The organism is Microbulbifer elongatus (genome assembly GCF_021165935.1).
Taxonomy (GTDB): Bacteria; Pseudomonadota; Gammaproteobacteria; order Pseudomonadales; family Cellvibrionaceae; genus Microbulbifer; species Microbulbifer elongatus.
Genome location: NZ_CP088953.1, coordinates 3,785,257 through 3,796,994 on the forward strand (window position 1 = coordinate 3,785,257; position 11,738 = coordinate 3,796,994).

Genomic DNA, 11,738 nt, shown 5'->3' on the forward strand with positions numbered 1-11,738 from the left:
TTGATAAATCCATTGTTTTCATGTTTTGCCACTAAACGCGATGGTCGCGAATACTGGCGACCAGCATTTTTCCAATGCCATAGATCAGCAGCAAAATCACAGCCAGGCTGGCGAGGTTGTAGAGTTTATGCGGGTATTCCGCTTCCTCGGCCACGGAGGGCTGACTGATAACCATCAGGTGCTTGAGCCTGCCTGAAGCTTCCATACGCGCCGTTTCCAACGCCGTCAGTGATGCTTGATACGCATCCATTGCAAACTGGAGGTCTAACTCCAGATTCTGAAAATGGGCATTGAGACTGTTTAGCCGCTCTTCGCCGTCGTCGGCGGAGACGCCCACCAGGCGCACTTTTTCCGCTTCAATCTGTTGCTCGATCGAGTGGATTTCCGCCTGTAGTGAAACCACTTGAGAGGAGTCCGCGTGGAGATAGGTTTTTGCGGCCGTGAGCTTGGCGCGCCGCTCGGCAAGTGTGGCCTCCAGGCTCTGGATAATGGCACTGATGCCTTTGGTCAGTTCTTCCGGGCTGACGACCTGATTGCGGTTCTGGAAATCCAGAATACTCTGCTTGCTGGTGCGCAGTTTGGCCTGCGCCAACTCCAGCTCACTGCGCACAAACGCCACCTGCTTGTCCGCCAGCTGATTACTGATGGCGTTGACAAAATCCTCGGATTTACGCACCACGGTATCCACCAGCTTGCGGGCGAATTCCGGTTCAAATGCCTGCATTTCGATGGTGATGATGCCGGTGGTTTCATCGTGCCCGATTGCAATATGGTTGCGGTAGTACTCCAGGTAATCTTCCTGGGTGGCATCGACCGCCAGGCGGGAGAACATATCGTAGCGGTCGCTTTTGTAGTAATCGGCCAGCTCCAGCGTTTCATCGAGGTATAGGGCCATATCCAGCGACTGGATGTAATTAACAACAAGAAAGGCATCCTGGTTATCCGACCCCATGCCGGGCACCAGAAACCCCAGCGTTGAGGACATGTTCGGGGTGCTGCTGTTGTCCTTGACGATCAGCTGCGTGATGCTGACATAGCGGTCAGACACCCAGAACAGGTAGTAACCACTCACCACAAGCAACGGCATAAGCACCACCAGGGCGATGCCGCCGAAGCGTTTTACCCAGGCGGGACTCCGGCCACTGCCGGTCAGCCGCTGAATAATGCCATTTGTGGTCTCGGCCGCTTGCTTCTGCTCAGCAGGGCTCACACCGGGTTCCGTTTTTTCGATCGTACTTTCCATAACAACTCTTGCCAGGCTTTTATGCCGGTTGCTTCGGCGCGCCCTGTGCGGGTTTCGGGATACCCTGTTGGTAAAGGTGGATAGCCTCCTCTACCGTATCAAAAATCTGCAGGCCCGAAGGGCCGAGATAAAGCCCTACATCACAGTTTTTCTTCAAAATGGGCATAGCGTGCGCCACGATAATGAAGTTGGCTGTTTTTCGTTTCTCTTCGATTACCTGTTCACATTTGTGCTTGAAGTGCGCATCCCCCACCGACATCACTTCATCCACCAGGTAATAATCGAAATCCACAGCAATACTCAAGCCAAATGCGAGCCTTGAGCGCATGCCCGAGGAGTAGCTTTTTACTGGTGCGTCAAAGTAGTCGCCGATTTCTGCAAACTCCTGCACGCGATCCAGCACTTTGCGCTTGGCACTGCCCCAGATCCCGTGAATACCGCAGACAAACGCGGCATTTTCCCGGCCAGTCATGCTGCCCTGAAAGCCACCGGCCAACCCCATGGGCCAGGATATCCGCTGGTCGGTAATCACCTGCCCGGAGTCCGGGTAATCAATACCGCCCATGATCCGCAGGAGCGTTGATTTGCCGGCGCCGTTCCGCCCCAGGATGCCGATGTTTTTTCCCTCCGGGAAAAAAGCATTCACATTTTTGAACAACACCTTGCGCCCCGCCGGGGTACGGAAAGACTTGGTCAGGTCGCGCAACTCGATCATTGGCTGCGCACCAGATCGCGCCATTGGCTGCGGTACACCAGCAGACCAAATGCGAGCATGGTCAGCGAGCTCATGGCCAGATACGGCAGGTTTGCAAACATCCCGTGGAAGCTCGCAAACAATCCCTCACGGGTGAGTTCGATCATGTGCAGTATCGGGTTCCACGATAGGTAACCGTGGTATTCCTCTGGCACCTGCTCCAGGGAAAAGAACACACCGGAAATAAAATACAGCGGGCGCACGATCATCGGCGCAAAACGGGCGGCTTCTGGAAACTTGGTACCGACCACGCACATGGTCAGGCTGACACCCAGGCAAAAGCCCAGAAATAGCAGATTGATCACCACCAGCAGCAGGAAGTCGTTGAAGCGCGCACTGATGCCAAACCAGGCGAGAATGCCCAACAGGACAACAAGGCTGAACAGGTAGATGGCGAACTCGAGCAGTACACGAGTGAGCACCGCATCGAACGGGCGCAGCTGGCGGTAATTGAACAACCCGCGATTGGACTCGACCGCGGCCAGCCCCTTACTGAAACAGCTGCTGAAAAAGATAAATGGGGCAATGCCGCCCAACATGAACAGCATGGTGGGGATACCGGGATAAAACTCCCGCCCCATAAAACTGAAGAGGGCGGCCAACACCATGATGTGCATAGCTGGCTCCAACAACACCCACGCATAGCCGAGACGCCACTTGCCAAAGCGGGTCTTCATCTCGCGAATCAGCAACGCACGGATAACATCGCGCTGAATCAACCAGGGGTTATGTTGTGTGGCTGGGCCCATGAGGTCTTAACGTATTTATTGAACGACCGTACAAAATCTGTACCGAAGGCACCCCTGAATGATTAATTTCATCATTTGAGACACCCGTCTCAATAGAGGGAGGGCTTCATGCTGAAACTGTGACGCAGGTTTGCGCAAAGACGCGTCAGATTCTACCGCAACTTGGAGGCGGGAAACACCTGTAACTCAATTACAAACGATTACAGCGATACGGAAAAATATTTGTGGGCAGCACTGCCAAATCAAAAAAGGCCGCATCCTTTCGGATGCGGCCTTTTTTGATTTGGTGGAGCTAAGCGGGATCGAACCGCTGACCTCAACACTGCCAGTGTTGCGCTCTCCCAGCTGAGCTATAGCCCCAAAGTTGCTTTCTTGCTGAGGTTTCCCTCGAAAGCGGGGCGCATTTTAACAGTGCCCCGCTTGCTGTCAACAAGAAAAATAACTTTTTAATCAAATAGTTAGCCGCAAGCTTGAACGGTCAGTCAGGCCACGGTTGTCGCCTGCGATTTTTGACTGGCGAGGAACTGCTGCAGACCAGCTCCTACCTCCGCATGATGCAGGCCGTACTCAAACTGGGCTTTCATGTAACCAAGCTTGTTACCACAGTCGTGACTGTGCCCGACAATACGGTAGGCATCGACGGTCTGGATTTTGAGCAGTTCATCAATGGCGTCAGTCAACTGGATTTCACCGCCAGCACCGGGCGCGGTGCTCTCCAGCAGCGCCCAGATTTCCGCGGGCAGTACGTAGCGACCAACAACCGCCATATTGGAAGGCGCCGAGTCAACATCGGGCTTTTCAACCATCCCGTCAATCTTGGCGACTCCACCCACTTTCAGGTCCGCCCCCAGGCAATCCACAACGCCGTACTTGCTCACTTCGGCCCAGTCCACGGACTCCACCATAATCTGGCTGGCCCGGGTCTGCTCGAAGTTGCGCACCATGGCGGCGAGATTGGTGGCGCTCAGGTCGGACGCATACTGATCCACCAGAACATCTGGCAACAGTACGGCGAACGGGTTGTCGCCCACTACCGGGCGCGCGCAGGCTATGGCGTGACCGAGCCCCTTGGCTTCGGCCTGACGCACGGAGATGACGGTGACATCTTTGGGGACAATGGAGCGCACTTCATCGAGCAATTGCCGCTTGAGGCGGTTTTCCAGCTGGGCTTCCAGCTCGAAAGAGGTATCGAAGTGGTTTTCGATGGCATTTTTACTGGCGTGGGTGACCAGTACGATTTCTTTGATTCCGGCCGCGACCGCTTCGCTGACCACGTACTGAATCAGAGGCTTGTCGACGATTGGCAGCATTTCTTTAGGAATTGCTTTGGTGGCCGGCAACATACGTGTCCCCAGGCCAGCTACCGGTATGACCGCCTTTTTTACTGAACTCATTGTTTTTCCTTTTGCACTAAAAATACTGGTCGGCTCGTCCTTTAACCCGCCGTAAAGAGGAATTCTAACCCGACAATGTGACATACGTCACACACGAAGCAGCTTGAGGTTACATTCCGGTTTCATTTTTGCTCAACACTACCGGAAATCGGTTTACTAATGTACAGGCAAAAAAAATGCCACCCGGATTGAACGGGTGGCATTGATTGAGTGGGCTGGACTCTCACCAGTCGGTACGTGGTGACTGGTAAGTGAGCGGGTGTTATCCCGGCGCAGAGTCTGTGCCGGACTTGATCTGGTACGGGGCGCAGAGTTCCGTGGAGCTGGATCCCGGGTCGAGCCCGGGATGACGAAGCAAGCCCGCGGTATGACGAAGTAAGCCCGCGGCATGACGAAGTAAGCCCGCGGCATGACGAAGTAAACGCGCGGAATGACGGAGTCAGCCGCGCGGGAGGGCGTGGGTAATTACGACGGGGGCTTAGCCCAGCGCAGCGTATTCTTTTTCCCAGCGCTTGAGCACCTTTTTGCCGGCACCACCCAGAACATCAATGGCCTGGCGCAGACGGGCGCGACTGAGGTCGGGGCCCAGCAGATCCATGGCGTCCATGACCGAGAATGACGCAGTGGTGCCACTGATGGCGACAAACAGCGGCGCATTGAAGTCCTTCAGTTTTACGTCCATCCGCGTGGACAGCTCTTTCACCGTGGCGAAGATGTTGTCTTTGCTCCAGCTACGCAGGGCCTCCAGGCGCCACAGGGCGAATTGCAGCAGTTTCTTCTGCTCGTCCAGCGCCAGTTTGTTGCCGGCAAAGCTTTCTTCGGTCAGCGGCAGCTTACCGGCGGCAAGGAAGCTGACCAGTGGGGCGAAGTCGCCGAAGGTTTCCATACGCCCCTTGGCGTGCGGCAGAACCTTGAGCAGGTTTTCGCGATTGAGCAGCCACTGTTGCAGGCGATCGGCCAGCTGCGCGTCTTCCAACTCGCGAATCCACAAGCCGTTGAGCCAGCTCAGCTTCTCCACATCGAACACCGGGCCGCCAAGGGAGACACGCTGGATGTCGAAGTGCTTGAGCATTTCCTCCAAGGTGAACTTCTCGCTCTCGTCCGGCATGGACCAGCCCATGCGCCCCAGGTAATTCAACAGGGCTTCGGGCATAAAGCCGGCGCGCTGGTAATACAGGATGGAAGTTGGATTCTTGCGCTTGGACAGCTTGGTCTTGTCCGGGTTGCGCAGCAGCGGCAGGTGGCAGAGCACCGGCATTTTCCAGCCGAAGTACTCGTACAGCAGTTTGTGTTTGGGCGCGGAATTGATCCACTCCTCCCCCCGCAGTACGTGGGTGATCTCCATCAGGTGGTCGTCCACGACATTGGCGAGGTGGTAGGTGGGCATGCCGTCGGACTTGAGCAGGACCTGGGCGTCTACCTGAGCCCAGTCGATCTCGATGGTGCCGCGCAGCAGGTCTTCCACCACGCAGGTGCCAGACTCTGGCACATTCATCCGTACAACGTAAGGCTCTCCGGCAGCTTTGCGCTTTTCGACCTCTTCGGCCGGCAGTGCCAGGTCGCTGGGTTTCAGCGTCGCCTTGCCCGACTCCTGTAATTGCGCGCGCAAGTGATCCAATTCTTCCGCGGTGCGGTAACAATGGAAAGCGTGCCCGTTGGCGACCAGCTCATCGCAGTACTTTTTGTAGATATCGCCGCGCTCACTCTGGCGATAGGGCCCGTGAGGGCCTCCCACATCCGGGCCTTCCTGCCAGTCGAGCCCCAGCCAGCGGAGGCTGTCGAGAATGGCCTGCTCGGACTCCGGGGTACTGCGCGCCTGATCGGTGTCTTCGATACGCAGTACAAACTGGCCACCCTGGGCCTGGGCGAAGCACTGGTTGAACAGGGCAATGTAGGCGGTACCTACATGGGGATCACCGGTGGGTGAAGGCGCGATACGAGTTCTAACGGTCATTGGAATCCTGTTGTTAGGCGAGTGACTAATAACTATATAAAGGAAGAAAGACTTTACGGGGCGCGATTATATCGCTGGAGAAAGATCAACGCATCGACGTTTGGCACGGGTCACTCAATACCTGTACAAGCTGACCGGCAGAACACACTCGACCAAAGTGAAAATTTCTTTAGAAAATTTCTGTGACTAAATTCACAAAGTTGGTATGATCGCATCACAGTCGGCGAGATTGGTGAATTTTCCGCCAATTTGCTGTAGTCGACGCCAGGGCGTACCCAATACAATGCCCAGCCACAATGACAACACTATCGCACTTAAGAGTTCAGGGAGTCCCATAATGAAAAAGCGTATTGTTGCAATCTCCGCAGCCGCATTTTTCTGCGCTAACACCTTTGCCGCTACCCAGGGTACAGAAGACAGCGATGCTTCTTCTGGCAGCGTCGACATTACATTGAGCGTGGCATCTACGATCGTCGCCAAAAACTTTGACGACATCCCTCTCGATGCCAGCTCCGCGATTGCGGGCCAACCGATTGCCAGCAGTGATCCTTTCTGCGTAGGTGGTGTTGGCTTCGCGCAGTACGATGTTGCTTTCGCCAGCGCCAATGGCACCACTGCTCCAACCCCAGCTGCGGAAGCAGTGGCCCCGTTTGAGCTGATCAACAATTCCGACCGTATCAGCTACGAAGTTGGCTTCGCCAATGACGCTGCTGCTGCTTCCAGCTCCGTAGATGCAGACGGTACCGGCGCCATTGCAGGCACTTTCGCAAAAGCCGGCGACCTTACTTGCAGCGGCGACAATGCCAAGCTGTTCGTTAGCGTTCCTGCGGATCAGTGGGGTTCCACCACTGAGTCTGGTGACTACACCGACACTCTGACAGTCACCGTATCCATCGCTGACTGATTTGAGATGAGCTCTCGGCGACCTGGTGGTTGCCGAGCGCTTGTACGCCCCGATGCTTTTCCGAGTTTTCACCCGGTCTTCGCTGTGCCTGGGAATGTTGGCTGCGCTCGAGTCATACGCAGCAACGACGGCATTGGTACTGGAGACAGGTGTCCCTCCCGGGTTTTCAGATCTCACTGAAGCGCAGGAACTCGTCGCCGATATTTATTTCGGGGGCCGTCTCCTTGGCGGCGTTCCCGTTACCGTCACCTTGAATGAAGTGACCTTCCGCGACCCTGCTTACACCGCCGAGGTTCTACCCGAAACCGTGGACCCGCAGCGTCTGCTGGAACTGCTTTCCGGCCCGCTGGCGCGAAACTCATCCAAAGTCTGCTATACCACCCAGCAGCAAAACTGCGGTTTTCTGCAACCGGACGAACTTGGCATCATCTATGACGAGTCCCGATTCCGGATCGACATTTTCATGTCGTCATCCCTGCTCCCACAGCAGGATGCTATCGAAGCGCCCTACTTACCCGACTCCAAGTCTGAATTTTCGGTAATCCAGAACCTTACCGGCACCTGGTCTGGCGTTGAAGGTGATAACAGCGCCCAGACGGCATCCCTTTATGGGCAGACCATTGTGAGCTTTGGGGAAAGTGGCCTCCACAGCAACTGGACTGTTGACGACACCGGTAATACGCAAATTTACCGGATGCACTGGACCAAAGATTACCGAGGCCAGGCCTATTCAATAGGCCTGCTCCAGCCATATTCCGGTTTTGGCACCTTTGTGAGCGCCCCCTATCTGTATGGCGTCGAGTATAGAAGCAGTGATAACAGCCGAGTAGACCGGGAGTACCGACTGGGTTCGGCGGTGGACATCAACATGCCAACCCGCGGCCGAATTGAGGTGCTGCGAGATGGGCGCCTTATTCATAGCGCCCTGCTGGAGGCGGGCAACCAGTTGGTCGATACATCGACCTTCCCTGATGGTGCCTACGAGATCGAAATCCGCACTTATGATGAAAGCGGTCGACTCATCAACAACTATCAGGAATTCTTTGCAAAGGACTCCCAACTGCCCGCTCTCGATGAGTGGCAATGGAGTCTGCAAGCAGGCAAGCCTGCCCATGTTTCTTCCACTCAGACCCTGCCCGACCAGCTTGACGCTTATTTCGTGCAAGCAGGTGCTGCGCGCCGCGTGACCGACAACTTCGGCATGTTTGGCAATGTGGCCGGTACAGATAGTGACTCCGCTGTTGAAATTGGCGGCCGCTGGATACTTCCCTATGTCGAATTATCCCCAAGCGTCATCTTCTCTGATGGCCGTACAGGCCACCGGCTGTATGGCACTCTGCAAACGTCACGATTCACAATTGGAGTGAGCGAGACCAAATTGGATGAGGGGCCAAATTTGGCGGGTGGCCAATACACCCTTCTGCACAGCGGATTCAGCAATCGATCTCTAAATCTCAGTGCACCAATTCTTGGGGGCCAGCTGAGCGCACGCTATACCGAGCGCAGCCGCGCTGTGCCATTGGAAGATACCGATTTTACCCTTGAGTCCGATTTCACTGGTTCCAACCGCCTGAAAACACTGGAATTCCGTCGCAGTATTTTCAGCAACCGCTATTGGCGAGGTGACCTGACCCTATCCCACAGTGATGCGGATGGTGTTCCATATACCCGGGCCACCATTGAGTTTCGGCGGCACGGCGATCAGTGGAGCCACACCGTTCGCTCTCGAGTTGAGCAAACCGAAGACGGCACAACGCCATTCGCCGGATTCAATAGCTCCTGGAGTGACCGCGACAAATGGTCCATGGTGGTCGACCAGAACTTTTCGGCAGAGTTGGCAGAAAGCCAACAATATCTTCGTAGTGTAAGCCGTGTTGCGGGGCACCGCGGACAGGCAACCGCCACGTTCGATTGGAATAACAACGCCGTGAGTGATACCAACTCACTCAATTACCTCGGGACTTTTAGCACCAATCTCATGACCGATGGCAAGTCGTTTGCCTGGGGTGGGGAATCTGCACTCGAGAGCGCGATTCTGATCGATATTGACGGCAGCACCGCGCAGGATTTCGAGATCCTTGTAGACGGCGTACGCCGTGGCTACGCCCGAGGAGATGAAATTTCGGCAATCAATCTGCCTGCTTTCAATACGTATGACTTGACGTTACGCCCTCTGGGCGATGGATTCTACGACTTTGCGGAACAGACACAGGCAATCACGCTATATCCAGGAAATGTGTCGGCCTCCTCCTACGAGGTTGAAAGTGTCGTTCTTGTTATTGGCCGATTGCTGAAACAGGGAAAACCGGCCGGCGGCGTAAAAATTTCGTTCGGGGAGCGTAGCGCCGTTACCGATGAGTACGGCCTTTTCCAGATGCCACTCGTTCTGCCAAATAGCGCGCGTACCTCTCCTCCACTTCAGTGGGGCAATTGCGAAATTCCCATCACTCAGCAACAACACGACGAACACTGGATAAACCTGGGTGACATCGAGCTAGACCGCAACCATTGTCTGTCGGAGGTAGCCAATGTGGTCCGATAGAATGGCACAGGCCATGGCAGCCCGCATCACCGCGCTGCTCACTATGCTCCTGATCATATCGTGGTCAGGCGCTAGCAGCGCGGGTACCTCCTACAATAGCCAGCCATGCCTTGAGGGGCCCACTAACCAGCGGGGTAGCTGGTACTACCTGTTCTATCCAAACGCATTCAATTACGATCACTTTCTGGGTGTGTGTAACCTGGAAGGGCTAACCTCAGAGATTGAATATAGTGGTGATGCCACTTACGTGAACCTGTTCCCGGGAATGGGTATTCGAAGTTGCGGCCGCCAAAGCAACAGTCAATATCAGTGGGGCTGCCGGGAGCCGGTTGCCTTTCGAGTGCAAGTCATCGATCCCGACGCTGCCACCCAGTTTCAACTGCGGAACTCTGCCGGTGAAATACTCCCGGTAGATTTCACCCTCAGCCTGGACGGCAGCCCTGCCGTTGACCTGGCCCCCAATCAGTGGAGTGCAGCCGCCCCTCATTTACCGGGTAATGTGCGATTGACCCCTACAGCACTACAGTTGCAAATCCCAGACCCCACACGGATTCGCCCCGGCATCTACGAGAAGACCTTTCAATTTACCGTCGAGCAGGCTTCACATACCGGGCAATACTACTTTGACAGCGGAAGCACGCTCGCCCCGATCGACTTTACGGTGAGGCTCGTTATAGAACCCAAGATCCGGATCAGCGGCCTGTCCGACGTCACTCTTACAGCAGATTTTAGCGACTATACTTCATCAGACCAGGCGTTCTGCGTGTATTCCCGCAATGCGGAATTTACACTTCGAGCCCTTAGTTTGCAGGGCACTGCAGAAAGTGCCTTTTTACTCAGCGACGGTGCCGATACGATCCCCTACGAAGTGCTCGCAGGCCCTAAGGATCAAAACGCCACGCTACTGGATTACAACACGCCCTACGGACCGTGGCAGGGTGCACTGGTCGATGGTTGCACTGCAAATGGAATGAATATGTCTTTGGAAGTGCGTATCCACCCTACCCAGCTCAGCGATGCTCGCGCGGGTATTTATACCGATACGCTCACACTTGTGGTTGAACTGGAATAGTGTGGGAATACATCATCCCTTGACTGCTCAAGTCTTTTCCCAAACGTCAGGGCTGGCCGGGAGTTTTATTCGGGTAGCAGGGTTCACGAGTATCCTCTCGGCAACCGGCCTTTCCGAATCTGTACTCGCTCAACAGTCTTACACTTCCAATAACAGCTATCCCTGCTCGAACGGCTCAGAAGTTGTGGCTCCAGATCGTCTGGGAGACAAAGCAATTGGGATATGTGGCTTGAATTCACTCAGTGAAGCGAGCGGCGATATCCAGGAAATTATAAATTCTTTTACAATTCGCAGTTGCTGGGCCTGGTGGGAGGGCAATCAATACACCACCGCCTATTGTGAAGAGCCTCGTGGTTTTTCGGTCGAGCTTTATGGCGATACCAATGCCGATGGCGACTTTGTCCTTACAGGGCCCGCGGGAAGTATACCGGTTGACATTCGATTCCGGCATGAGCCCGACGGCAGTGAATACCGATTCCAGGCAAACAATCAGAGTCAGGAATTTTCCGGTGCGGCCAACGGCGCCCAGATTCCGGTCAAGATTATCGTAACCCCCAAATCCGGAACCTTCCCCCCCGGTGAATACGAGGGGAATTTTTCTTTCGCGCTATACCAATGCCGGGGAACCTGGAATGGCGGCGACTGTAGGGGAGCAGACTCCAATGGTAAAGCCAACCTTTCCCCGCCGCTCGACTTTGGCGTTCGCCTAACGTCGAGCGCTCGAATCCAGATTACCGGACTCGAGGATATGCAATTGATCTCTACCGGAGAAGACATAGATGCGAGCCAACGCTTCTGCGTTTACACCTCTGACGGCTCCGAATTTCGGATAAAAGCGGATAGTCAATACGGCAGTGGAACTTTCGCGTTAAAAAGCCAAACTTCCACTCAGACAATTGAGTATGACTTGAGAACCTGGGCCCTAATTGGCCCCAGAAGACGAGCGCGACTTGATGAGGGTGTGTTTACACGAAATACCTGGCATGGGCACCCGCAAAAAGCGTGCAATGCCGGAGCCGATGAGAATATGCTATTGGAGCTGCGCATTCCATCTGACCGCCTTCAGTCATTGGAATCAACATCCTACCATGACACGCTGACATTAACCGTCGAAGCGGAATGACCT

9 protein-coding genes and 1 tRNA gene are annotated in these 11,738 nt (G+C 54.9%); 4 read left to right on the forward strand and 6 right to left on the reverse strand.

What is annotated here, in order from left to right; all coding sequences use genetic code 11:
• Window positions 1-31: 31 nt before the first annotated feature.
• The 6 genes from LRR79_RS15595 to gltX all read right to left on the reverse strand — a co-directional run bounded on the left by LRR79_RS15595 (window position 32) and on the right by gltX (window position 6,094).
• The gene (locus tag LRR79_RS15595) at window positions 32-1,243 is read right to left on the reverse strand and encodes a hypothetical protein (RefSeq protein ID WP_231758094.1); all 1,212 of its coding nucleotides are present in this window, start codon (window positions 1,241-1,243) and stop codon (window positions 32-34) included.
• Window positions 1,244-1,262: 19 nt separating this feature from the next.
• The gene (locus tag LRR79_RS15600) at window positions 1,263-1,958 is read right to left on the reverse strand and encodes an ABC transporter ATP-binding protein (protein ID WP_231758095.1); all 696 of its coding nucleotides are present in this window, start codon (window positions 1,956-1,958) and stop codon (window positions 1,263-1,265) included.
• Window positions 1,955-2,746, reverse strand: a complete 792-nt coding sequence (locus LRR79_RS15605; protein ID WP_231758096.1) for an ABC transporter permease — start codon at window positions 2,744-2,746, stop codon at window positions 1,955-1,957. Before LRR79_RS15605 ends, LRR79_RS15600 begins: the two co-directional genes overlap by 4 nt.
• A 284-nt stretch (window positions 2,747-3,030) precedes the next feature.
• A tRNA-Ala gene (locus tag LRR79_RS15610) sits at window positions 3,031-3,106 on the reverse strand.
• A gap of 122 nt (window positions 3,107-3,228) precedes the next feature.
• A complete protein-coding gene (gene galU, locus LRR79_RS15615; protein ID WP_231758097.1) occupies window positions 3,229-4,140 on the reverse strand; it encodes a UTP--glucose-1-phosphate uridylyltransferase GalU in 912 nt (303 codons plus the stop codon).
• Window positions 4,141-4,618: 478 nt separating this feature from the next.
• Window positions 4,619-6,094, reverse strand: a complete 1,476-nt coding sequence (gene gltX / locus LRR79_RS15620) for a glutamate--tRNA ligase (RefSeq protein WP_231758098.1) — start codon at window positions 6,092-6,094, stop codon at window positions 4,619-4,621.
• Between the two features lie 337 nt (window positions 6,095-6,431).
• Here gltX and LRR79_RS15625 point away from each other — a divergent pair, with 337 nt between their 5' ends.
• Genes LRR79_RS15625 through LRR79_RS15640 form a run of 4 tightly spaced genes read left to right on the forward strand, consistent with a single transcriptional unit; the run spans window position 6,432 to window position 11,735 of the window.
• Window positions 6,432-6,998, forward strand: a complete 567-nt coding sequence (locus tag LRR79_RS15625; protein WP_043318841.1) for a hypothetical protein — start codon at window positions 6,432-6,434, stop codon at window positions 6,996-6,998.
• Between the two features lie 25 nt (window positions 6,999-7,023).
• A complete protein-coding gene (locus tag LRR79_RS15630; RefSeq protein WP_231758099.1) occupies window positions 7,024-9,540 on the forward strand; it encodes a TcfC E-set like domain-containing protein in 2,517 nt (838 codons plus the stop codon).
• A gap of 1 nt (window position 9,541) precedes the next feature.
• On the forward strand, window positions 9,542-10,612 hold the full coding sequence (locus LRR79_RS15635) for a spore coat U domain-containing protein (RefSeq protein WP_231758100.1): 1,071 nt from the start codon (window positions 9,542-9,544) through the stop codon (window positions 10,610-10,612).
• Window positions 10,613-10,631: 19 nt separating this feature from the next.
• Entirely contained in the window at window positions 10,632-11,735 is a 1,104-nt protein-coding gene (locus LRR79_RS15640; RefSeq protein ID WP_231758101.1) for a hypothetical protein, read from the forward strand.
• Window positions 11,736-11,738: the final 3 nt, after the last annotated feature.

Excerpts from the sequence above, each read along its gene's own strand:
- LRR79_RS15625 (WP_043318841.1), top strand. The coding sequence starts at position 6,432 with ATGAAAAAGCGTATTGTTGCAATCTCCGCAGCCGCATTTTTCTGCGCT.
- LRR79_RS15595 (WP_231758094.1), bottom strand. The coding sequence starts at position 1,243 with ATGGAAAGTACGATCGAAAAAACGGAACCCGGTGTGAGCCCTGCTGAG.
- LRR79_RS15635 (WP_231758100.1), top strand. The coding sequence starts at position 9,542 with ATGGCACAGGCCATGGCAGCCCGCATCACCGCGCTGCTCACTATGCTC.
- LRR79_RS15605 (WP_231758096.1), bottom strand. The coding sequence starts at position 2,746 with ATGGGCCCAGCCACACAACATAACCCCTGGTTGATTCAGCGCGATGTT.
- LRR79_RS15600 (WP_231758095.1), bottom strand. The coding sequence starts at position 1,958 with ATGATCGAGTTGCGCGACCTGACCAAGTCTTTCCGTACCCCGGCGGGG.
- galU (WP_231758097.1), bottom strand. The coding sequence starts at position 4,140 with ATGAGTTCAGTAAAAAAGGCGGTCATACCGGTAGCTGGCCTGGGGACA.
- gltX (WP_231758098.1), bottom strand. The coding sequence starts at position 6,094 with ATGACCGTTAGAACTCGTATCGCGCCTTCACCCACCGGTGATCCCCAT.